This is a genomic window from Bradyrhizobium sp. BR13661 (genome assembly GCF_029892425.1).
GTDB lineage: Bacteria > Pseudomonadota > Alphaproteobacteria > Rhizobiales > Xanthobacteraceae > Bradyrhizobium.
Map to the genome: position 1 here is coordinate 111376 of NZ_JARXWB010000012.1, position 22192 is coordinate 133567.

The following is a 22192-nucleotide window of genomic DNA, read 5'->3' on the forward strand; positions in this document are numbered from 1 at the left end:
GCACTGCAATCCTTGATTGTCTGTTAACTACGTTAATCATGATCCGATACAGTCACGTGACACTTTCTTCGTCATCGCGCGCGTCGGTAGAAATCTCTGTTGACAGTGGTTGCGCGATGGCGCGCGCGTGCTTCAGCACGTCGGAAAGTGCTTCCATGATAGGAATATGACGAGCCCCGATTCTTTTTCTCGCATTCGATGAGACGTTCTGCAGCGGAGACACCGAACACGGATTGACTCGCTCTCGCGCCACCGTGTTTAAGCAAGCGATGTTACGTCTGATATTGGTGTCACATGAATATCGCTGCAGACCCGAGCAAATTCACCGGCGTCAACGGTTCCGCAGAGACTGGCAGAGATGATGCCACCCCCGTGCAAGTCTCTGCAGATGCAGCGCCGGCGCCTGCGTCTTCAGCGGCTCCCGTCCCGCCCAAGAGCGCCTATCGCGCGCCGGCCGAATTGCCGACGCAGCAGGGCGCGAACGGCCTGCGATACGATTTCAACCATGGCTGCCGCGTCGCGCTGCCCCAGAGCACGCATCCCTGGAAGGTGCGGCTGCGCGATCTCGACACCGGCAACATCCTGTTCGAGACCGTGATCCCGGCCGGGCGGATCAGCAGTTCCAAGCGCTATTACGTGCGCATCGGCATCGAGGTCTGGCAGCAGGACGAGAACGTCCTGACACACGACTATTCGGCCAGGGATCGCGAGGTGCTGATCCAGTTTCCGGTCGGCACGCTCGGCGATCCGCTCGGCTGGTTTCCCTATGCCGTCAAGTTTCAGGAGCGCCACGGCTGCAAGCTGACCTGCGCCATGAGCGAGAAGCTGATCGCGCTGCTCCGCGACTCATACCCGCATATCACCTTCGTGACCCCCGAAGAGGTCGAGCCGGAGCGCTATTACGCGAGCTACGGCATCGGTCTGTTCTTCGACGACAAGGATTTCCTGTACCAGCCGACCGACTTCCGTCATGTCGGCCTGCACCGCACGGCCGGCTACATTCTGGGCGTCGATCCCACCGAGGTGCCGCCGCGCCTGACGATCCCCGACGACAGCCGCCCGATCGCGGAGCCCTATGTCTGCATCGCGGTGCAGAGCACGACCCAGAGCAAATACTGGAACAATCCCGACGGCTGGCGCAGCATCGTCGCCTTCCTGAGGGAGGCCGGTTATCGCGTCATCTGCATCGACCAGAAGCCGGTCCACGGCCACGGCCTGATCTGGAATCACATCCCGCACGGCGCCGAGGACGAAACCGGCGACAAGCCACTGTCCGAACGGGTGCGCTATCTCAAGCACGCATCGTTCTTCGTCGGCCTCTCCAGCGGCCTGTCCTGGCTCGCCTGGGCCGCGCGCACGCCGGTGGTGATGATCTCCGGCTTCACCCATCCGAACAACGAGTTCGACACCCCGTACCGCGTGATCAACTGGCATGCCTGCAACAGCTGCTGGAACGACGTGCGCCAGCGTTTCGACCACAAGGACTTCCTCTGGTGTCCGCGCCATTCGGGCACGCCGCGGCAGTTCGAATGCACGCGGCTGATCACGCCGGACCACGTCAAGGCGGTGATCCGCAGCATTCCCGGCTTCACCGCTCCCGCATCGCATCGTGCCGGTAGTGCAGCAGCGGCGACAGCAGATATTCGATGATCCTGCGCTGCCCGGTCCTGATTTCGACCGTCACCGCCATGCCCGGCGCGAGATCGACCATGTGGTCTTCCACTTGCATCCGGCGATCGCCGAGCGCGACGCGCGCGGCATAGAGCAGTTCCTGTCCCGGCGGTTCGCTGCTGCGCGCAGTCTGCCCCGCCTGACGCTGCGCCTCGACCTGGCCCGCGGGCTTGTCACGCTGAATGGCGTCCTGAGAGACGCTCATGACGGTCCCGTGCAGCAGGCCGTATTTGGTGAAGTTGAACGTATCGACCTTGATCTCGGCCGGATCGCCCTGGTGCACGAAGCCGATGTCGTTGTTGAGCACCATCGCCTCGACCTCGACCTGAGCATCGGCCGGCACCACCACCATCAGCGCCTGCGCCGGCGTCACCACGCCACCGACGGTGTGAACGGCGAGCTGCTGCACCGTGCCATCCATCGGCGCGCGCAGCACCTGGTCCTGGATCTTCTTGTCGGCCTTCACCAGATCCTGCTCGGCCTGGGCCATTTTCTGCTCTGCGTCGGCAAGGTCGGTGACGATGCCGCGGGCATATTCGGCGCGGGTCTGGTCGCGGGATGCCTCCAGAGCCTTGCGCGCGGCCTCGACCTCGACCGCGCGGCGGCGTTGCACGACCAGCTCGTGGCTCTGTTCGCTGAGCCTGAGCTTCGCGTCGAGATAGGCGATGCGATTGCCGAACTCCATCTTCATGGTCTTTTCGCGAATGTCGGCGGTGTCAGTGAGGTACTGCAACCCGGCCTGCAGTTTGTCGATGGTCGCGCCGACGCTGTCGGCCTCCGCGACCTTCTGGGCAATCTGCTGGTCGAGCGCGTTGATCTTGGCGATTTGCTGTTCGGCCTGCGCGGTCATCGCCGCACGGGTCCGCGCCACATCGTAGGCCGGGGCATCCGGCGGCGGCACGAAATCGAGCGGCATCGCGCCGGAAGACATGCCGGCTCGCAACGCAGCCAATCGTGCAGCATCGAGCCGCGCATGCGTCAGATCGTGACGCGCACGGTCGCGATCGGCCGAATTGATCGTGTGATCGAGCTCGATCAGCACATCGCCCTGGCTGACCCTGTCGCCGTCGCTGACGTGGATCGCAGTGACGATGCCGGCCTCCAGCGGCTGGATCAGCTTGACCCGGCCGGCGGGCACGACCTTGCCCTGAGCGGTGGCGATGATGTCGATATGGCCGACGCAGGCCCAGCCGAGAGCGATCACCAGGAAGCCGCAGATAGAAAGCGCGATCGCACGTGGCAGCGGCGAGACCGGCGTCTGGGTGATCTCCAGCGCTGCGGGGAGAAACTCCAGCTGGTCGCGTCTGGCCGCAGCCTGGCGGCGCAGCGGCAGGACATTGGAGTTAGCCGACTTCATGGAGACCTGCTTGCAGCCTGTGCAGACTGGCGTAACGGCCATTGCGGCGCATCAGCTCATCATGGCTGCCGTCCTCGACCAGGCGTCCCCGCTCCAGGGTCAGGATCCGGTCGGCACGCCGAACCGTCGACAGGCGGTGGGCAATGACCAGGACCGTGCGGCCCTGCGCGATCCTGCGCATGTTCTCCTGGATGATGCGCTCGCTCTCGTAATCGAGCGCCGACGTCGCCTCGTCGAAAATGAGGATGCGGGGATTGCCGACCAGCGCGCGCGCAATCGCGATACGCTGGCGCTGGCCGCCGGACAGGCTTGCGCCGCGCTCGCCGACGATGGTGTCGTAGCCCTGCGGCAGCTCGAGGATGAACTCATGCGCGCCGGCGAGCTCGGCAGCAGTGATGACGCGCTCCATCGTCATCGCCGGATCGGCGAGCGCGATGTTGTCGCGGATCGAGCGGTTGAACAGCACGTTCTCCTGCAACACCACGCCGATCTGGCGCCGCAGCCAGGCCACATCGACCATCGACAGATCGACGCCGTCGATGAGGATGCGTCCGCTCTCGGGCACATAGAGCCGCTGCACCAGTTTGGTCAGCGTCGACTTGCCCGAGCCTGAGGGCCCGACAATGCCGATCATCTGCCCCGCCGGCACATGCAGGTTGACGCCGTGCAATATCTCCGGCCCGTCGATGCGATAGCGGAAGGCGACCTGATCGAAGGTGATGGCGCCGCTGATCGCCGGCAGCGCCGCGCGACCCGGCAGGTTGGCGGGCTCCGGCGCGGTGTTGAGAATGTCGCCAAGCCGCGCGATCGACAGCCGCGCCTGGTGAAAATCCTGCCACAGCTGCGCCAGCCGCAGCACCGGCTGGGCGACGCGCCCGGACAACATGTTGAAAGCGACCAGTTCGCCGACGCTGAGATTGCCGTCGATGACGAGGCGGGCGCCGAAATACAATGTCAGCGCGGTCGCGACCTTGCTGACGAGTTGCACGCCGTGGCTTGCCCAGTTGCCGAGCGTGAGCACCTTGAAGCTCGCGCTGACATATCCCGCGAGCTGCTCCTCCCAGCGGCGCTGCATCTGCGGCTCGATCGCCATCGCCTTGAGCGTTTCCACGCCGGTGACGCTCTCCACCAGAAAGGCCTGGTTCTCTGCGCCGCGATTGAATTTTTCATCGAGCCGCGACCGGAACAGCGGCGTCACCCCGGCGGAGACCGCGATGTAGAACGGAAACGATCCGATCACGATGAAGGTCAGCAGCGGCGAGTAATAGAACATCACCGCAAGGAACACGATGGTGAACAGCAGATCGATCACCAGCGTCAGCGCCGAACCGGTGAGGAAATTTCGGATGTTCTCGAGCTCGCGCACCCGCGCCACTGAATCGCCCACACGCCGCACGGCGAAATAGGCGAACGGGAGCGCCATCAGATGACGATAGAGCCGGGCGCCGAGCTCGACGTCGATCCGGTTGGTGGTGTGGGCGAAGATGTGGGTGCGCAACGCACTCAGCAGCGTCTCGAAGACCGACACCACAAGCAGGCCGAAAATCAGCACGTCGAGCGTGGTCAGCCCGTGATGCACCAGCACCTTGTCGATCACGACCTGAAAGAACAGCGGCGCGATCAGCGCAAAGATCTGGAGAAAGAACGAGGCGACGAACACTTCCGCCAGCAGGCCGCGGTATTTGTGCATCGCCTGCAGGAACCAGCCGATGTCGAACTTGCCGGTCAGCGTGCCGAGCGCAGCGCGGCGCGTCATCAGCACGAGACGGCCGGTCCAGACCGCCTCGAACTCCTCCCTGGTCAACAGCTGCGAGCGGCCGCTGACGGAATCGTGCACCAGCGCCTTGCCTTCACCGGCCTTGGCCAGGATCGAAAACGTGCCGTCGCCGTATTCGGCGATCGCCGGCAGCGAAGCCTTCTCGAGCCACGACCAGTCCCTGCCGACGACCCGCGCCTTGAGCCCGAGCTCTCGCGCGCGGCGCAACATCTCGGCAACACCATAGGCCGCGCCGCCTGCGTGATGGCGCAACTGCTCGGCATCCGCGGGGATGCCCAAAGACCTAAGCAGGAGAACAAGGCAGGCCAGCCCCGAATCCGCGCTCTCGACTGAGGCAGACGACATTCCAGAGCTCAACCACCGAACGATAAAGATAACAAAAGATAGCTATGTTATTATCATCTCAAGGTTGAACGGAATGTGACAGCGAACAGCGCCAAAAACTGCAACCCGCTAGTCCCACGACGGCTTGTGCTGGAATGCCTCGACCAGGAAGTCCACCATCACGCGCACCTTGGCGCTGACGTAGCGACGGCTTGGATAGACGGCCAGCACGTCGAGCTCGGGCGCATGATAGTCTGGCAGCAGGCGAACGAGGCGGCCCTGCCGCAGCAGCTCGCCGACCAGGAACGTCGGCTGCAGGAACAGTCCGAGTCCGGCCAGCGCCGCCGCACAAGCCGTTTCGCCGTTGTTGGTATGAAAGATGTTGGTGACAGGCACCGTGTGGACCTTGCCCTCCTTGTCGAGCAATCGCCATTCGTCGGCCGAGGCGGAATAGGCGTAGGCAATGCAGGGATGGTGTCTGATGTCGTCCGGGGTCTGCGGCGCGCCATGTTTGGCGACGTATTCGGGCGAAGCACAAACGAAGTGACCAACGGCCGCGATCTTGCGGCTGATCAGGCTCGGCGATCCGCCGCGCGAGATGCGGACCGCCAGATCGAAGCCCTCGTCGACGAGATCGACGAGCCGGTCGACCAGGCTGATGTCCAGCTGGATATCAGGATAGCGCGTCATGAAACGAGGCCATAGCGGCGCGAGGTGAAGGATGCCGAAGCTCAGCGGCGCATTGATCCGCAGGCGCCCGCGCGGCTGCATGGCCGCGGAGGACGCGATCGCTTCCGTCTCCGCCACCTCCTCCAGAATCGAGAGCGCGCGGTCATACAGCGTCTTGCCGGTTTCGGTCAGTGAAAGCCGCCTCGACGTCCGGTTGAGCAGGCGCGCGCCGAGCATCTCCTCCAGCTCGTTGACGTAGCGGGTGACATTGGCCGGCGAGGTCTCGAGCTTGTCGGCGGCGCGGGTGAAGGAGCCCTGGCCCACCACCGCGGCGAACACCTCAAAGGCACGGAGACGATCCACGGGCAATCCTCAATCATTCAGCAAAGCTGAATAATATAACCATTTTCTTTGTCTTCTTTCCAGTTCGCTGAGGGTCTACGTAGCTTGTCATCAGGTCGCTGATGGAGCGGCCGAACGGGAGATCGGACATGACACAAGTTGCGGGACGTCTTTCAAACAAGGTTGCCATCGTGACCGGCGCGAGCTCGGGCATCGGCCGGGTCACGGCCAAGCTGTTCGCGGCCGAAGGCGCGAAGGTGGTGGTCGGCGCCCGGCGCGAAAGCGAGCTGGCGAGCCTCGTCGCCGAGATCAAGGCGAGCGGCGGCACGGCGGTCGCGCTGGCCGGCGACGTGCGCTCGGAAGATTATGCCAAGGCCCTGGTTGCATTGGCGGTGAAGGCATTCGGCAGGCTGGATATCGCCTTCAACAATGCCGGCACGCTCGGTGAAGGCGGCGCCTCGACCGGCGTCTCGGAGGCCGGCTGGAACGATGCCGTCGCGATCAACCTCACCGGCTCGTTCCTCGGCGCCAAGCACCAGATCGCCGAGATGGCCAGGCATGGCGGCGGCTCGGTGATCTTCACCTCGACCTTTGTCGGCTACAGCTCCTCATTCCCCGGTGTCGCCGCCTATGCCGCGAGCAAGTCCGGCCTGATCGGCTTGACGCAGACGCTCGCCGCCGAGTTCGGCCCGCAGAATATCAGGGTCAATGCGGTGCTCCCAGGCGCGATCGAGACCGAGATGTATCGCGAGATGAACGATACGCCGGACAAGGCGGCCTTCATCACCAACCTGCACGCACTGAAGCGTGTGGGACGGCCTGAAGAAGTGGCCCGTTCCGTGCTCTATTTGGCATCCGAGGATTCATCGTTCGTCACCGGAACGGCCTTGCTGGTCGATGGCGGCCTTTCGATCACCCGCACCTGAGCCGGTCGGCAACAACGGCAACGCAAGAGGAGACTGACATGGGATTGCTGGTGGACGGTGAGTGGCAAGACGCCTGGTATGCGACGGCGCCGAACGGTGGCCGCTTCATTCGCAAGGACAGCTCCTTCCGCAACTGGGTCACGGCCGGCGGCGACGCCGGCCCGACCGGAACTGGCGGCTTCAAGGCGCAGGCCCGCCGCTATCATCTTTACGTCAGCCTCGCCTGTCCCTGGGCGCATCGCACGCTGATCATGCGTGCGCTGAAGGGGCTCGAGGACATGATCTCTGTATCCGTCGTGCATTGGCTGATGCTCGAGCACGGCTGGACCTTCGCGGACGGCCCGGCCGTCATCCCGGACGCCGTCTACCAGGCGCAGTTCCTGCACCAAATCTATACGGCGGCCGATCCGTACTACACGGGTCGCGTCACCGTTCCCGTCCTGTGGGACAAGCACACCGGCGGCATCGTCAACAATGAATCGTCCGAGATCATCCGGATGCTGAACGCGGCCTTTGACGGCAGCGGCGCCAAACCCGGTGACTATTATCCGGCCGCGCTGCGCGAAGAGATCGACGCGATCAACGCGCGCGTCTACGACACGGTCAACAACGGCGTCTACAAGGCGGGCTTCGCCACGACGCAGGAGGCCTATGAGGAAGCTGTCGTGCCGCTGTTCGACACGCTGGACTGGCTCGAGCAGCGGCTCACTGAGCGGCGCTTTCTGCTCGGCGACGTCTTGACCGAGGCCGATATTCGCCTGTTCACGACGCTGATCCGCTTCGATGCCGTCTATGTCGGGCACTTCAAGTGCAATATCCGCCGCCTGATCGACTACCCCAATCTCTCGGCCTATACACGCGACATCTATCAATGGCCCGGTATCGCCGAGACGGTGAATTTCGAGCATATCCGACGCCATTATTACGAAAGCCATCGCTCGATCAATCCAACCGGGATCGTCCCGCTCGGTCCGGTCCTGGACTTCACCGCGGCACATGGACGCGAGCAGTTGGCCGCCGCGAACGCACCGCGTGCCGATGCGCTTCGGCATTCGGGTTAGATCGAGGAGTGGCGAAGACCGCTCTCAAGCCGCTTCGGACGCCGATCTCGCACGCTGCTCGAGCATGCCGATCGTCGCGACCAGATTGTCGCGTCGCGCGCGGAGGTTCGCCGCGAGCGGCGGATAGGTCGGCTGCTGCGCGTCGAACACCCCGGCTTTCGCCTCTTCCTCGAGAATGTCGGTGTTGAGCAGCCGAACCCGCCACCACAAATCGGCGATCAACCCATCGAGCCGGAGTTCTCCAGCCGCACCAGAACGGGACACTTCCTGCATCACTTGCCTCAACCTGAAACGGCCTCCCTGCTGAGGCCGCGTTTTGGAGGTGACTGAGCAAGCGGGGTGCCAGGACAGGTGGGTAGCAGCGATTCCGGAATTAACTACGCGCGGGTTGCCGTGCCGGCGTTCGTGCGAGGCGGAGCCTTATCGGCGCTCGCTGAGGCTAGGCCCCAGTCGAACGTTGAGCCCGGAGCGCCGAACAACGCTGCTGCCCGCCCTCGATGATGAGTTGCACGGCATAAGCCGCCGCCTCGCCCGCGCGCTTTCCGTCGTAGCCGCAATTGTCGCGCATGAACATCCAGGACAGAACGCTCGAAACGGAAATGATCCCAGAAGCCATGCTGTGGCGATCCCGCTTCGAGAGCTCGGGCACGAGCGGCGCAATGAAATCGAGCATCGCTTCCAAACGCCGCTTGTTGGTCAGGGTGCGCATTTCGCGACCTTCCGGCGAGGAAATGACGGCCCTGATCACGCCCTCGTCGGCATCGAGGCTCGCGAACAGAGTCTTGATATTCTCCGAGAGTTGTTCGAGCGAATTCGGCGCCAGCACCGTTTCGCCCCCGCTTTTCTCCAACTGCCATTTCCAGAAAGCGCCTAACAATTCCTCCCGGCTGGCAAAATGCCGGAAGATCGTCCGCATGGTGATGTCGGCGACGCGCGCAACCTCGCCAATGGTGACGGCCGTCGTGTCAGCCTGCGCGAGAATCTTGCCGACCGCGATCAGGATCATCTCGCGTGTCTGTTCCTTCTGCCGTTCGCGCAGTGGACTGTTGTAGGTCGACGAGGCCGCCTTCTTTTTCATGTCACAATGAATGACACCATCAACATGAACTGTCAACCTTGCGCAAGCGAAGGATGCCAGCAGTCCAAGCTCAACGATACCGTGCAAATTGCAGCTGAAAGGCTCCATCTGGAAACTGGTTCCATGCGAGCGAGGCCGACGACGCCTGGATAGTTGCGGGAAATACGACAAACAGCATCGGGGCGTCCGCGGCGATCTGCGTCTGTGCGGCGCGGTAAAGCTTCGCTCTGCCGGTCTGGTCGGGCTCGGCACGAGCCGCCTCCAGCAATCCGGTTACCTCGTCATTGACGTAACCCGAGAAATTGAAAGGTCCATCCTTCGTGAACCAGCCGAACATGTTGCCGTCGGGATCGGAGCGGCCCGACCAGGGCGAAATCGCGATGTCGAAATCCCGCTGCCTTAGCACCGTGATCAGGCTGGTCGGATCAATCTGCCGGATCACCGCATTGAAGCCGACCAGATTGGCCTGCGCCTGGAGAATTTCTGCGATGCGCACCTGGGATGGTGTGTTGGTGACCGTAATCGTCAGATCGACCGGTGTAGCCGCGCCGGACTCGCGGACCAGTGACTTCGCCAGCACGTGATCGTAGCGATACGGCTTAAAGTCGGGGTCATAGGCCCAGCTCTGCGACGGCGGTATCGCTCCGTAGGCCGCGGCGCCCGTCCCGAAATAGACGGCATGCAGCGCCGTGTCCGGATCGAAGCTCGCGATCATGGCGCGACGGAGCCGGATATCGCTGAAGGGCGGCCGCGTCATATTGAACGAAAATGCGTTGAAGCCAAGCCCTGGCATCTGCTTCAGCGTCAGCGCCGGATCTCGCCCGATCAGACCCTGCATCTGCGGCGGCACGCCATCCACGAGTTGAAACGTGCCGGCTCTCAGATTGGTGATGCGCGCCGTTTCGTCGACCACCGGCTGGAAAACGATGCGGCCGACCGGCGCCGGCCCGCGCCAGTATGCGTCGAACCGCTCCAGCACGAGTTCGGAATTCTTGGTCCAACGGACGACCCGGTAAGGCCCAGCGCCGACAGCCTTCGACGCGAAGTCGGCTCCTAATGCCTGGACGGCATGCGGCGACACCAGCATTCCGGCACGCAAGGCCAGGACCTGGAGCAGCGGCACATAGGGCTTGCTGAGCCTGATCGTAAAGGTGAGCGGGCCGGTGACGTCGACCGCGACAACCGGCGCCAATTCGAGTCGACGCGGCGATCCCGTTGCAGGATTGAGCATCCTGTCGAAATTGAACTTCGCGGCCGCCGCGTCGACCGGCGTCCCGTCATGGAAGGTCAGGCCCGGCCGCAACGTCAGATGGTAGGTCAGTGCGTCGGGCGAGGTCCAGTCCGCAAGGCCGGGTTCGATCCGGAAATCCGGAGTCATATGCAGAAGCGGTTCGTGAATGTTGAACTGGACCGAAATCTCGAAATAGGAGGACATCAGCGCCGGATCGAGCGTGACCGGGTCGGATGCGATCCCGACGGTGAGGGTGTTGTCGTGCGCAGCGTGGCCGGAGGTGGCTAGCAGCGGGGCGGTGCCCAGCAAGGCTACGAATGTTCGTCGCGTGACGCTGCGCACGTGGAAAGGTTCTCCGAATAGATCAGCACTGTTGCGGATCCAGATAATCCCGAAGCCCGTCGCCGAGCAAGTTGAAGCCAAGCACACCGAGGAAAATGGCCAAGCCCGGAAACCATGCGAGCCACGACGCCTGGTCGAGAAACCCCATCGCCTGGCGCAGCATGCTCCCCAGCGTCGGCGTCGGCGGCTGTGCGCCAAGGCCCAGAAACGAGAGATAAGACTCCATGATGACGGCGGAGGCCACCAGAAGCGAGGCCTGGACGATCAGCGGAGAAAGAACATTCGGCACCATCGTTCGCGTGAGGATATGCAAATGACCGAGGCCCATGGCGCGCTCGGCCATGACATAACCGAGTTCGCGGACCACGAGCGCCTGCGACCGCGCGAGCCTGGCAAAGATCGGAATGTTGACGATGGCAATCGCAATCAGCGCATTTTCGAGCCGTGGACCGATCGTCGACGCCAGAGCAAGCCCGACCAGGATGCCCGGAAAACCGAGGATTGCGTTCGCGATCGCCATGAGCGCTTCATCGATCCATCCTCCATAATAGCCTGCGGAGACGCCCGCCGCGGTGCCGATCAGAAATGCGACGAAAATGCCGGCGAGGCTGACCATGAACGAAGCACGTGCACCAAACAACACCCTCGACAACACGTCCCGACCGAGGTCGTCGGTGCCAAAGAGATGAGAAGCTCCGGGGGGGACCAGGATCGATGCGAATTCGAGCGCGTCAGGGGGATACGGCGCCAGCATCGGCGCGAGCGCAGCCGCGGCGATGGATGCCGCGACGATCACCCCGCCGACGCGGGCGCGGGGACCAAACGCCGTCCGCGCCGCCGCTCTATCAGACCTGGGCGCCGCCGGTTTCAGGAAGCACCCCCGCCCGCAACGGAGCCGATCCGGACATCGAGCTGCGTGTACAGCAGATCGGTCAGCAGATTGATCAGGAGGAAAAGCGTCGCCGTCACCAGCACCGCGCCCTGCACCACCGGATAGTCGCGCGCGAATACCGCATCCACCGTCAATTTGCCCAGGCCGGGCCATGCGAATAGCGTTTCGGTGACGACGACGCCGCCGAACAATTGGCCCATTTGGATTCCGAGCAACGTCACGATCGGGACCATCGCATTCGGCAGAGCGTGCCTGCGCAGCACCGCGCTTTGTCGCAACCCTTTCGCGCGGGCCGTGCGGATGAAGTCCGCGCCCAGAATTTCCAGCATGGCGGCGCGGGTGATGCGCAGGCTCGAAGCCGCGAGCGCGATGCCGAGCGTCAGCGTAGGCAGCGCGAGATGCCGCAGGAAGCCGGCCGGATCGACCGCCAGCGAGACGTAGCCCGACGCGGGCAGGACAGGCAGGTGGATCGCGAAGGCGATCACCAGCAGCATTCCGAGCCAGAAGCTCGGCACCGACAGCGCGCAAATGGCGACCAGCGACAATACGTAGTCCGATAATTTCTCGCGGCGGCTCGCGGCCATCACACCCGCCGGTATTGCGATCGCGGTCGACAGCACGAGCGCCGCCAGTGACAGCAGCATGGTCGGGCCAAGCGCGCCGAGCAGCAGTGGAAGCACCGGCCTTCCGGTTTGCAGCGAGCGGCCGAAATCACCGGTCAGAACATGCGACAGCCAGCGCACATATTGCAGGACGATGGATTGGTCCAGCGCGAAATCCCTTCGCAAGGCGGCTATCGAGGCGTCGTCCGCCTCGAGCCCCAGCCGCGCCAGCGCCGGATCGCCGGGCGCAAGCCGGATCAGGAGAAATGCGACGACCGAACTTCCGAACAGGACCAGAACCGGACTGAGTAGTCTCTTCATCGCTCAACTCGGTCTGTGCCGCCGGAAATTCATGATCAAGAGCGCCGAAATGCGCCGGCAGCGAACATTCAACCGGACGAAATTGCAAGCTCGAAAAAACCATCGAGAGGCGTGCACGGTCGGGGGCCTTGACAGCCCGTGTGAGTTGATGTCATAGATCGTGACGTTATTTCGCAATCAATGACAAATCAATGAAACGCCCGGGCTTTCCGGGCGCCGGTTCTGCTTGACGAGGGCTGGGGCGAGCCATGATCGAAGATATTCGTGTCGAAAACGGTGCCGACGCGCTGCGGCGGCTTCTGATCGCAGTCGGCCATCGCGACGAGGCGGCATTCGCCGCCCTGTACGGCCTGACCAAGGGCAAGATGTTTGCCGTCGCGCTCGCGATCGTCAGGCGCCGCGATCTCGCGGAGGACGTGATGCAGGAGGCCTATGTCCGCATCTGGCACAACGCCGCGCGCTTCGACCCTGCGAAGGGTTCGCCGATTACGTGGATGGCGACCATTACCCGCAATCAGGCGATCAATGTCGTCCGGCGGCCGACGGTCGAGGTCGAGTGCGATCAATCGGTCGTCATGGAGGTGGCCGGAGACGACCGCAGCCCGCTCGACCAGGTTCAGTCTTCGCAGGAAAACGGCCATGCGTTCGCGGCCTTGCAGGCGCTTGCGCCGTTGCAGCGCCGCCTGATCGTCGCGGCCTATGTTCGTGGCGAAAGCCGCGATCAACTCGCGCAGCGCTTCGGCGCTCCCGCCAACACCATCAAGACCTGGCTGCGGCGCGCCCTCATGGACGTGCGCGCGACGCTCGAGCGCCCGCACGGCAACCGTCAGACCGCCGCCTGATGGACCCTGCCCGCGCGCGCGTCGATCGGGAGCGCGTAGCGTGCTCGCCGATACGCCTTCGCCATCATCAAGTTTCAGCTGCCGGTCCCAATTTTTTATCGCGCGTTTCTTGAATCGCACTGAAACAAACTCTCGGACGCTCTGTACTTCGAAGCACGAGACACGCGATGCCGACCCGGCTCACGCCAATCTCGCTACAACCATCAATCCAGACACAGGAGACTACTTTGAACAAGTTCGGCAAAATTCTTCTTGCGGCCGCGATCGGCGCTACCTCGCTGAGCAGCATTGCGGTGATCAACGCGTACGCCAACGAAAAGACCGTGATGGTCGGCGGCGCGCCGATGTATCCCTCCAAGAACATCATCCAGAACGCGGTGAACTCGAAGGATCACACCACGCTGGTCGCCGCGGTGAAGGCCGCCGGTCTCGTCGAGACGCTCGAAGGCAAGGGTCCCTTCACCGTATTCGCGCCGACCAACACTGCGTTCGGCAAGCTGCCGGCCGGTACCGTCGACACCCTGGTGAAGCCCGAGAACAAGGCGACCCTCACCAAGATCCTGACCTACCACGTTGTCGCCGGCCGCCTGGAAGCGTCCGACCTCACCGACGGCAAGATGCTCAAGACCGTCGAAGGCGAGCAACTCACCGTGAAGCACGATGGCGGCAAGATCGAGATCATCGATTCCAAGGGCGGCGCCTCGATCGTCACGATCGCCGACGTCAACCAGTCGAACGGCGTGATCCACGTCGTCGATTCCGTGCTGATGCCGTAACGCGCAGCCGCGCCCGCGGGACACAACCGCGGGCGCGGGCCGGCGACGACTGAATTCAACGGAGTGCGGGATGAGCCTGATCGCTTCATATGCCTCGGACACGAAACTCAAAGACGCCGGACGCAAGGTCATTCATCCGCGCATCGTGCGCATCACCCACTGGGTCAACGCCGTAGCGACGATCACGATGATCACGAGCGGATGGCAGATCTACAATGCCTCGCCGATCTTCCCGTTTCGTTTCCCCGATGCGCTGACGCTCGGCGGCTGGCTCGGCGGCGCGATCCAATGGCACTTCGCGGCGATGTGGATGCTGATGCTAAACGGGCTGATCTATCTCGGCTACGGCGTGCTGTCGCGCCGCTTTTACCGCAAGCTGTGGCCGATCGGCACGCGCGCGCTCTTGGCCGACCTGTCCGACGCACTGAAGGGCCGGCTCGCACATGCCGATTTGTCGACCTACAACGCGGTGCAAAAGCTGCTTTACGGCGGCGTCATCCTTGCCGGAATTGTCGCGGTACTGTCCGGGCTCGCGATCTGGAAGCCCGTGCAATTGGGGGTCCTGACCTCTCTGTTCGGCGATTTCGCCGCCGCGCGGGTCGTCCACTTCGTCGCGATGTCGGCGATCAGCGCCTTCCTGGTGGTTCATGTGGCGATGGCGCTGATCGTGCCGGCGAGCCTGCTCGCCATGGTCCGCGGCCGTTGATCGGAGACAGGCGTTATGAAGCGCAGACAAGTCGAAAAACTGTCGGAGTCCGACCGAAGGGACATCCTCAAGGACGTCTCGAAGCACCTGGATCTATCGACCCGCCGGCTATTCCTGAAAAACATCGCGGGCCTCGGCAGCTTGACCCTGCTGACCGGATGCGACGTGGTCGACGGACTATCGACCGAGCGCATGCTCGGCAACGTCTCCGACTTCAACGATCGCGTGCAGGCCTGGCTATTCAATCCCGCCGCCATGGCCAGGGAATATCCGGAAAGCGCAATCACGCGCCCGTTCCCGTTCAACTCGTTCTACACGCCGAACTCGCCGGAAAAATCGCCTGACGTCGACGGATCGACTTTCAAGCTGGAAATTTCCGGGATGGCGGTCGACAAAACGCCATGGAGCCTCGACCGGCTCCATGCACTGCCGCAATTCACGCAGATCACGCGGCACATCTGCATCGAGGGCTGGAGCGCCATCGGCAAATGGACTGGCGTCCGGTTCCGCGATTTCCTCACGCGCATCGGGGCCGACACGTCGGCCAAATACGTGACCTTCCGCTGCAACGACAATTATATCACGTCGATTGACATGCCGACGGCGCTTCATCCGCAGACCCAGCTTACCCTCAAATTCGACGACGAGATCCTGCCGCGGCAATACGGCTACCCAATGAAACTGCGGATCCCGACCAAGCTCGGCTTCAAGAACCCGAAGCACGTCGCGGGCATCGAGATCGGCAACGACTTTACCGGCGGCTATTGGGAGACCTATGGCTACAACTGGTTCAGCGGATTGTAGGGCCGGTGGGCTGGCTGTCGCCCCGATGTTTGCAGTTTTATTGCAGCGGGGGGAACATGGTGCGCCATTCAGACTAGAGCTACGAACTCGCATATGTTTGCAATAGCTCTACAATTTGCGCCGAAAGGACCGTCTGCATGATCGCGGGCAGGTTCGCGTGCCTCGAGCGTTGGGAACGATCAGCCGTAGAGCCCAGCGACAATCGGCATGCGCGCGGCTCGGAATGCGGGAAATAGTCCGCCGAACAGGCCGACCACGAGCGCGAGCAACAGGCCCTGGCCGATCAAACGCGGACTGAGCTGGAAGTTGAACACCACCTGGCTGAAGCTTGCGCCCATGGTCGAGGCGGTGAAGCCGTCAAAGACCAGATAGGTGGCTGCGGCCCCGATCACGCCGCCGATCGCAGCCAGGATCAACGACTCGACCAGCGTGCCGACGAAGGTCGAAAAGCCGCCGAACCCGATGGCGCGCAAGGTCGCGATCTCGGTCGCCCGCGCCGCGACCGAGGAGTACATGGTGTTGAGCGCGCCCGCCAGCGAGCCAAATGCCATCGCGATCGCCAGCGGCCAGCCGAGCTTCTGAATCAGGTCCGACGTATTCGACGCCTGCTGGGCGAAATAGGCGGCCTCCGACATTACGTCGAGCTTGAGGCGTGGCTCGTTGTCGCTGTACGCCCGCAGCGCCTCGATCGCCGCTGGGCTGGTCAGCCGTGCGCGTACGGTCTGGACGGCGCCGGTGCGCTTGAACAGGCTCTGCACCACCGGAAGATCGGCCCAGATCTCCGACTCGAATACGCTCCCGTCGGCGGCGAAGATTCCGACCACCATCCATCGCGTGCTGTTGAAGGTCACCGTCTGACCGAGATCGAAGCCCTCGAACTCCTTGCCCAGCGCTTTGCCGACGATGATCTCGTTGCTGCCCGGATTGAACATGCGGCCGGCGGTGATGACGATGCCGCGGCGTAGCGCAGGGCCTTGAGGGCCGAGACCGCGCAGCGGCAGGCTCGCCTTGGTCTGGGTGCTGCGTTTGATCCCATCGACCGTCAGGTAGAGTTCGCCCGAGGTCTGCGGCTTGCCGTCCGCGCCCTTGGCGATCCCCGGGCCATCCTCGATCAGCCGAACCTGGTCGCGCAGGACCACGCTGTTGATTTCCGACAGCGAGCCGCTGCGCAACACAATGGCGATGTCCTCCGCGCCGGAGTCCGCGATGGTGCGCTGGAATCCATTGGCCATGGCGAGGAATGCCAGGAGCACGGTGACGACGAGACCGACCGCGATCACCGTCGCCAGCGACAGCCACAGGCGCTGCGGCAGGCTCTTCAGGTTGATGGTCGTGACGGCCAGGATCTGCAGGAAAATCGAGCGCATCGGATCAGCTCCGTCCCAGCGCGGTGACGATATTGAGGCGCATCGCGTTGAGCGCCGGCACCAGACCCGTGATGATCCCGAACACGACCATCAGTCCGACCGCCGCCGCCCCGATGTCGGGGTATAGCGACAGCGTCGGAACGAAGCTCATCAGGCTGTCTCGCACTCTCGTGATCAGAAGAAGCGCGACGCCGAGGCCGGGCAGGCCTCCGAGCAGCGCCAACAGGATCGATTCGCCGAGCACCATGCGCAGGATGCGGCCACCGGAAAAGCCCAGCGTCTTCAGCACGCCGATCTCGCGCGTGCGCTCGCGCACCGTCATCACCATGGTGTTGCCGACGATCATCAGGATCGTCACGAAGGCCGCCCCGACCACCAGTTCGACGATCAGCGCGATGTTGCCGAGCTGGGCGGCGAACGCCTTGTTGAAGGCCTTCTCGCTGTCGGTCGTCGTCTCGTAGGGAGAATTGGCAAACATCCCGTCGATGGCGTTGCTCACGCGCTCGTTCGCGGCCACCGAGGTGGTGCGCAGCGACATCCAGCTGATCAGGTCCTTGCCGAACGAGCGTGTCTCGTTGAAATAATCGTAGCCCATCAGCATCACGTTGGTGTCGGCCTGCGGAATGCGGGCGGTGAAGCTGCCAACGATGATGAAGTCCCAGGCATGCGAGCGATTCTTCTGGGACCAGATGTTGCTCGATATCGGAATATGATCGCCGACCTTCCAGCCCCATTTCTCCATCATGCGCGCCCCGACCAGAACGCCGGTGCGCTCGCGGATGAAGGCTGCGCGTGCCTCGGGCGAGAACACGAAGTCGCTATCGCGAAGCTTCATCCAGTTCTCCGGATCCACCGCAAAGGCAACGAGAAAGTTCCTTGGCTCCTGATAATAGCCTCCAAACCAACTGAAGTGATTGATCTGGGCGACGCCGTCGATGGCGGCGACGCGGTTGAAGTAGGAAATCGGCAGCGGCTGGGTGAAGCTGATCTTGTTGGTGACCACCAGGCGGTCGGGCGTGGCGCGGTCCTGGCCGGCGTTGAAGGCGCGCTCGAAGCTCGCCAGCACGCCGAAAATCGCAAACGCGATCAGGATCGACACCATCATCAGGATGGCCCGCAATTTCCGGCGAAACAGATTCTTGCGAATCAAGGTCAGGTCGTTCACGCCGCGAGCTCCTTCTCGATGAAGTGGCCCTTGTCGAGATGCAGCGATCGCCTGGCGTATTGCGCCGCCGCCGGGTCGTGGGTCACCATCACGATGGTCTTGCCAAGATCGCGGTTGAGCACTTGCAGGATTGACAGGATCTCGTCGGCGGTGGTGCGATCGAGATCTCCGGTCGGCTCGTCGCACAACAACAACGCCGGATCTGAAACGATCGCGCGCGCGATGGCGACGCGCTGCTGCTGCCCACCCGACATTTCCTTGGGATAGTGCTTGACCCGATCGGCGAGCCCGACCACGCCGAGCGCGGTCTCGACCCGCTGGCGCCGCTCGTTGCGGCCGAGCCGCGTCAGCAACAGCGGCAGCTCGACATTCTGCGCCGCGGTCAGCATCGGCATCAGGTTGTAGAACTGGAAGATGAAGCCGATATGCGATGCCCGCCAGCGCGAAAGTTCTGTCTCGGACAGACGATCGAGGCGTTCACCGGCGACCTCGATCCCGCCTGCGTTGGACCGATCGATGCCGCCGAGCAGATTGAGCAGGGTGGTCTTGCCGGACCCCGACGGTCCCATCACGGCAACGAAATCCCCACGCGGAATGACGAGGTTGAGACCATCGAAGATGGTGATCGTTTCCTTCCCCTTGGTGAATCGCTTGCACAGATCGACGATACTAATCATCGGCTCGGCTGGTGATGACATCGGTCTTGCTCCCGCGTGCTTAAGGGTGATCGGACCGCGCGGTGGCGGGCGCAGCGTCTTCCAGGAAGGTCACCTTGATCGCCATGTCCGGCAGAACGCGCGGGTCCTTCACGTCCATGCCGACACGGACCTTGACGGTCGCCTTCTCGCGATTGGCGGTCGGCACGATGGCGATGACGGCACCCGGGATGCGCCAGTCCGGATAGGCATCGAGAACGGCTTCGACGCGGGTGCCGGCATGCAGGCGGCCGATCGAGGCTTCGTTGACGTCAACCTCGATCTCGATCGAGTCCATGTCGACGATGGTGCAGATGCCGGTGCGGGTGAAACCGCCGCCGGCCGACAGCGGCGAGATCATCTCGCCGGGTTGCGCGCTGCGCTCGACCACGATGCCGGTGAACGGGGCGCGAATCCGATGCTTGCCAAGCACCTCGCTGTAGCGCTGGGCCTCGAGTCGGGCCGCCGCGCGTTGGGCCTCCGCTTGGCGAAGCTGGGCTCGCAGGACGCCGGCTCTCGCCTGCGCTTTGGTCAGATCGGCCTCAGTGGCGTAGTTCTTCCCCGACAACGTCTGGGTTCGATTGAGGATTCGCTCCGCATCGGCCAAATCGGCCGCAATCGCGGCCACGGCCGCATCGGAAGCCTCGGCGCGCGCCTGCGCCAGCGCGTAGTCCTTGTCGGCCAGGACATCGTCGAGCCTGGCGAGAACCTGGCCGGCCTCCACCACCATGCCCTCGTCGACCAGGAGTTCGACGACCTTGCCCGTGACCTCGGCCGCGACCGTGGCCTTGCGACGCGCTACGACGTAGCCGGACGCGATCAGGCTGCCCGCGCTGAGCGCGGCCGGTTGGGCCGGATGCTCCTGTTGTGCGACCTGGCTGGATGAGATCGCGGCAGCCGGCGCCTGCGCGGACGGCGACCAACCGCCGAGCCAAAGCACCGCCCCGCCCCCCAGCACAAGCAAGGCTACCAGTATCGCAACGGCCGGCAGCCGCCATCTTTGCCGCCGGGACGAAGGCCCAGCTGGTTGGGACCGTTCGATGACGAGCGAGCGTAACGATCGCGTTCTGTCATCCATCAGACTCTAGGCCCCTGGAATGGCGTAACTAATATTATGCTGCGTCTCTGACAAAAGCCATTGGCTGGCACAACCCCAGGTGATTTCGTCCCTGCGCACACGTTTGCCTGCTCCGACGCCACCATCAACATAGAAATCTACCGGCCGCCGCGAGTTCGTTCTCGCCCGATACAGAATTCGGCTAGCCGATTTTCACGGGGATTGGCCGATTCTGAAGTTTTCCGTCGTTTTCCAATGCAATGGCTGCCGACCGGGCAAGTGCCTCGCGACGGAATTCGGTCGGCGTCAGGCCGCTTTCGGCCTTGAATGCACGATTGAACGGTCCAATCGACTGGAAGCCGGAGTCCATGGCGATCGTCAGCACCGCGACATCTCGTTGACTCGGATCGGATAATGCCGCCTTGGCCTCTTCAATGCGGTAGCGATTGAGAAAGGCATTGAAGTTGCGATAGCCGAGGCCTTCGTTGATGGCCTGCCGGAGCCGGTATTCCGGCACATCGAGCTTGGCCGCGAGCCCGCCGATGGTGAGGCCTTCCTGCCGATAGATCCGTTCGACCGTCATCAAATTGTCGAGCCGACGCAACAGAAGCGACGCGACGGCGCGACCGCCCTCGGTAGCTTTGGTCGAAGCCACATGACCCATATTTTCAGACCCGGTCGCTGCGATCGCGACCACGGCGGGGGGCGGCGGATGGAATAGAGCCCATCCGGCCAGTGCCGCGATAGCCAGCAGGCCGACGGCGGTGGCCAAGCTGCCGGAAATGCCGAAGCTCCTGGCCGAGATCGGCATCAGTTCCGGGACGGACAGCGAGACCACAATGAGCAGTGACAGAATCAGGACTGCGAACCGCAGCCGGCGCCGGCCGGCGACGAGGTCGGTCTTCCACGTCCTGACCGTCTGTAGGGCAGCGGAGAGTGACAGGATAATCGCCAGGACCGACATCGATCGAACGCCCGCCTTGGCGAACATCGGCCATGTCGTCGATGTGTAGATCACCGAGAACCAGACGCCGACGACAGCCAGCCACAGCACGCCATGCCAGCGCCGAACCACGAAATCGTCATCGAAACTCGCCCGCGCCCATAACCATACGAGGACCGGGTTGGCGGCCAGGACCGGCATGATCCACCAGACCGTTGCCTTCGGCACGAATGGTGCCGTCACGATCGCGTAGAGTGCGCCTGAGACAGCCATGGCGACGCTGAGCCATCTGATCGCATCCAGCGGGCGAACACGCCTCAAGATAACGACCGCGATCATCAGGAAGAGGCCCGCAACTGCGCCGCGCAGGCCGAGGTCAAGTGCGGTGGCCAACATGATGTCCATGTGTCGAACGAATCCCCGCCGGCGAAAGCCAAGACGTTGCACATGCCGACGGAATGTTGCTCGAAGAGCCGTTCGGCAACTTAAGCGCAGACGTTGCAACCTGGAGGATAATCGGATGGGCGTCCGGTAGCAAACCAGCGGCGCAATCGAAGCGAGATCCAGGGCAGCCCGTCTTCGCCAACCGCCACAATGACGCGAGCGACCCGCGGAAATAGGAGCCCTACGCACGAGGTCGTCGTCATTGGCCTCTCTCGTGGCGCCTTGCCCGATCCGACATCGATGCACGGGGCGGTTCGACGACGATAATGAGTTCGGCCGGCGTTTTGCCATCACGATTGTCAAAACCGTGCGGCAAATCGGCGTAGCACGAGCAGCTATCGCCTGCCTGGAGGTCTGCGACATCGTTGCCGAGGGTTATGCGAAGCGCACCCGACACCAGATAAACGTGCTCTATCGTGCCCGGCGCGTGAGCAGGAAATGGTCCCGCCAAGGTTCTTGGTGGCACCACATAGCGCAAGAACTCGATTTCGCTGCCGGCAACGGTAGGCATGAAGCGATCGCACTTTGCGCCGGTGCCCGATTCGACGAGCCACTGCCGCTCTACGGCTTTGACGACGCGCAGTCGGGCCGGCTGCCGGCTCTCGACCAGCATCGAAAGCGGCATCTCGAGCGCTTCGGAAAGCGCGGCAAGCGTCGAAATCGTCGGCGATTTGGCGGCGCGCTCCACATCCGAGATCATCGAAGAGGAAACCCCGCTCCTGCTCGCAAGCGCGCGCACCGTCAGGCTCAATTCCTCCCGCCGTCTGCGAATGGCCTGAGCGATCTGGGTCAAAATATTG

The 22192-nt window shown here is 63.2% G+C and carries 21 protein-coding genes; 7 read left to right on the forward strand and 14 right to left on the reverse strand.

Features of this window, described 5'->3' with window-relative positions; translation table 11 throughout:
• Positions 1-372: 372 nt before the first annotated feature.
• Positions 373-1650 carry an autotransporter strand-loop-strand O-heptosyltransferase gene (locus M2427_RS20570; protein ID WP_280708414.1) on the forward strand — a complete coding sequence of 426 codons (1278 nt, stop codon included), beginning with the start codon at positions 373-375 and terminating at the stop codon, positions 1648-1650.
• Here the strand turns inward: M2427_RS20570 and M2427_RS20575 are convergent.
• The 3 genes from M2427_RS20575 to M2427_RS20585 form a co-directional block, all read right to left on the reverse strand.
• Positions 1589-3028: an HlyD family type I secretion periplasmic adaptor subunit gene (locus M2427_RS20575; RefSeq protein WP_280708416.1), complete on the reverse strand. Its 1440-nt coding sequence runs from the start codon at positions 3026-3028 to the stop codon at positions 1589-1591. The two genes, M2427_RS20570 and M2427_RS20575, sit on opposite strands and share 62 nt — an antisense overlap.
• Complete coding sequence (locus tag M2427_RS20580) at positions 3015-5150, reverse strand: type I secretion system permease/ATPase (protein WP_280708417.1); 2136 nt, start codon at positions 5148-5150, stop codon at positions 3015-3017. The genes M2427_RS20575 and M2427_RS20580 overlap by 14 nt, the downstream gene beginning before the upstream one ends.
• Before the next feature lie 108 nt (positions 5151-5258).
• Complete coding sequence (locus M2427_RS20585) at positions 5259-6161, reverse strand: LysR family transcriptional regulator (protein WP_280708418.1); 903 nt, start codon at positions 6159-6161, stop codon at positions 5259-5261.
• Between the two features lie 128 nt (positions 6162-6289).
• Here M2427_RS20585 and M2427_RS20590 point away from each other — a divergent pair, with 128 nt between their 5' ends.
• Together M2427_RS20590 and M2427_RS20595 are read left to right on the forward strand one after the other, a co-directional pair.
• A complete protein-coding gene (locus M2427_RS20590) occupies positions 6290-7066 on the forward strand; it encodes an SDR family oxidoreductase (protein ID WP_280708419.1) in 777 nt (258 codons plus the stop codon).
• A 38-nt stretch (positions 7067-7104) separates the two neighbouring features.
• Complete coding sequence (locus tag M2427_RS20595) at positions 7105-8127, forward strand: glutathione S-transferase family protein (protein WP_280708420.1); 1023 nt, start codon at positions 7105-7107, stop codon at positions 8125-8127.
• A 24-nt stretch (positions 8128-8151) separates the two neighbouring features.
• On the opposite strand, the gene M2427_RS20600 is transcribed toward M2427_RS20595, so the two are convergent.
• The 5 genes from M2427_RS20600 to M2427_RS20620 form a co-directional block, all read right to left on the reverse strand.
• Positions 8152-8400, reverse strand: a complete 249-nt coding sequence (locus M2427_RS20600; RefSeq protein WP_280708421.1) for a hypothetical protein — start codon at positions 8398-8400, stop codon at positions 8152-8154.
• 166 nt (positions 8401-8566) lie between these two features.
• The gene (locus M2427_RS20605) at positions 8567-9313 is read right to left on the reverse strand and encodes a TetR/AcrR family transcriptional regulator (protein WP_280708422.1); all 747 of its coding nucleotides are present in this window, start codon (positions 9311-9313) and stop codon (positions 8567-8569) included.
• Positions 9276-10745, reverse strand: coding sequence for an ABC transporter substrate-binding protein (locus tag M2427_RS20610; RefSeq protein WP_280708423.1), 1470 nt, complete (start codon positions 10743-10745; stop codon positions 9276-9278). The genes M2427_RS20605 and M2427_RS20610 overlap by 38 nt, the downstream gene beginning before the upstream one ends.
• A gap of 55 nt (positions 10746-10800) precedes the next feature.
• Positions 10801-11574, reverse strand: coding sequence for an ABC transporter permease (locus M2427_RS20615; protein ID WP_280708424.1), 774 nt, complete (start codon positions 11572-11574; stop codon positions 10801-10803).
• Positions 11575-11645: 71 nt separating this feature from the next.
• Positions 11646-12593 carry an ABC transporter permease gene (locus M2427_RS20620; RefSeq protein ID WP_280708425.1) on the reverse strand — a complete coding sequence of 316 codons (948 nt, stop codon included), beginning with the start codon at positions 12591-12593 and terminating at the stop codon, positions 11646-11648.
• Between the two features lie 248 nt (positions 12594-12841).
• On the opposite strand from M2427_RS20620, the gene M2427_RS20625 reads away from it, so the two are divergent.
• From M2427_RS20625 to M2427_RS20640, 4 genes are all read left to right on the forward strand, one after another.
• Entirely contained in the window at positions 12842-13435 is a 594-nt protein-coding gene (locus M2427_RS20625) for a sigma-70 family RNA polymerase sigma factor (protein WP_280708426.1), read from the forward strand.
• 227 nt (positions 13436-13662) lie between these two features.
• Positions 13663-14211: a fasciclin domain-containing protein gene (locus tag M2427_RS20630; protein ID WP_280708427.1), complete on the forward strand. Its 549-nt coding sequence runs from the start codon at positions 13663-13665 to the stop codon at positions 14209-14211.
• A 70-nt stretch (positions 14212-14281) separates the two neighbouring features.
• A complete protein-coding gene (locus M2427_RS20635) occupies positions 14282-14917 on the forward strand; it encodes a cytochrome b/b6 domain-containing protein (RefSeq protein WP_280708429.1) in 636 nt (211 codons plus the stop codon).
• Between the two features lie 15 nt (positions 14918-14932).
• A complete protein-coding gene (locus M2427_RS20640; protein WP_280708430.1) occupies positions 14933-15721 on the forward strand; it encodes a molybdopterin-dependent oxidoreductase in 789 nt (262 codons plus the stop codon).
• 179 nt (positions 15722-15900) lie between these two features.
• On the opposite strand, the gene M2427_RS20645 is transcribed toward M2427_RS20640, so the two are convergent.
• The 6 genes from M2427_RS20645 to M2427_RS20670 form a co-directional block, all read right to left on the reverse strand.
• Positions 15901-17088 carry an ABC transporter permease gene (locus M2427_RS20645; protein ID WP_280708432.1) on the reverse strand — a complete coding sequence of 396 codons (1188 nt, stop codon included), beginning with the start codon at positions 17086-17088 and terminating at the stop codon, positions 15901-15903.
• 4 nt (positions 17089-17092) lie between these two features.
• Positions 17093-18253, reverse strand: coding sequence for an FtsX-like permease family protein (locus M2427_RS20650; protein WP_280708433.1), 1161 nt, complete (start codon positions 18251-18253; stop codon positions 17093-17095).
• Entirely contained in the window at positions 18250-18951 is a 702-nt protein-coding gene (locus M2427_RS20655; RefSeq protein WP_280708434.1) for an ABC transporter ATP-binding protein, read from the reverse strand. Before M2427_RS20655 ends, M2427_RS20650 begins: the two co-directional genes overlap by 4 nt.
• Positions 18952-18970: 19 nt before the next feature.
• Positions 18971-19906 carry an efflux RND transporter periplasmic adaptor subunit gene (locus tag M2427_RS20660; RefSeq protein WP_280708547.1) on the reverse strand — a complete coding sequence of 312 codons (936 nt, stop codon included), beginning with the start codon at positions 19904-19906 and terminating at the stop codon, positions 18971-18973.
• 301 nt (positions 19907-20207) lie between these two features.
• Complete coding sequence (locus tag M2427_RS20665; protein WP_348521936.1) at positions 20208-21683, reverse strand: helix-turn-helix domain-containing protein; 1476 nt, start codon at positions 21681-21683, stop codon at positions 20208-20210.
• A complete protein-coding gene (locus M2427_RS20670; RefSeq protein WP_280708435.1) occupies positions 21592-22185 on the reverse strand; it encodes an XRE family transcriptional regulator in 594 nt (197 codons plus the stop codon). Before M2427_RS20670 ends, M2427_RS20665 begins: the two co-directional genes overlap by 92 nt.
• Positions 22186-22192 lie beyond the last annotated feature (7 nt).

Bases quoted from the DNA above. Each gene is read 5' to 3' on its own strand.
- M2427_RS20635 (WP_280708429.1), top strand. From the start codon at position 14,282: ATGAGCCTGATCGCTTCATATGCCTCGGACACGAAACTCAAAGACGCC.
- M2427_RS20645 (WP_280708432.1), bottom strand. From the start codon at position 17,088: ATGCGCTCGATTTTCCTGCAGATCCTGGCCGTCACGACCATCAACCTG.
- M2427_RS20580 (WP_280708417.1), bottom strand. From the start codon at position 5,150: ATGTCGTCTGCCTCAGTCGAGAGCGCGGATTCGGGGCTGGCCTGCCTT.
- M2427_RS20600 (WP_280708421.1), bottom strand. From the start codon at position 8,400: ATGCAGGAAGTGTCCCGTTCTGGTGCGGCTGGAGAACTCCGGCTCGAT.
- M2427_RS20605 (WP_280708422.1), bottom strand. From the start codon at position 9,313: ATGGAGCCTTTCAGCTGCAATTTGCACGGTATCGTTGAGCTTGGACTG.
- M2427_RS20595 (WP_280708420.1), top strand. From the start codon at position 7,105: ATGGGATTGCTGGTGGACGGTGAGTGGCAAGACGCCTGGTATGCGACG.
- M2427_RS20665 (WP_348521936.1), bottom strand. From the start codon at position 21,683: ATGGCAAAACGCCGGCCGAACTCATTATCGTCGTCGAACCGCCCCGTG.
- M2427_RS20625 (WP_280708426.1), top strand. From the start codon at position 12,842: ATGATCGAAGATATTCGTGTCGAAAACGGTGCCGACGCGCTGCGGCGG.
- M2427_RS20575 (WP_280708416.1), bottom strand. From the start codon at position 3,028: ATGAAGTCGGCTAACTCCAATGTCCTGCCGCTGCGCCGCCAGGCTGCG.
- M2427_RS20640 (WP_280708430.1), top strand. From the start codon at position 14,933: ATGAAGCGCAGACAAGTCGAAAAACTGTCGGAGTCCGACCGAAGGGAC.
- M2427_RS20655 (WP_280708434.1), bottom strand. From the start codon at position 18,951: ATGTCATCACCAGCCGAGCCGATGATTAGTATCGTCGATCTGTGCAAG.
- M2427_RS20620 (WP_280708425.1), bottom strand. From the start codon at position 12,593: ATGAAGAGACTACTCAGTCCGGTTCTGGTCCTGTTCGGAAGTTCGGTC.
- M2427_RS20590 (WP_280708419.1), top strand. From the start codon at position 6,290: ATGACACAAGTTGCGGGACGTCTTTCAAACAAGGTTGCCATCGTGACC.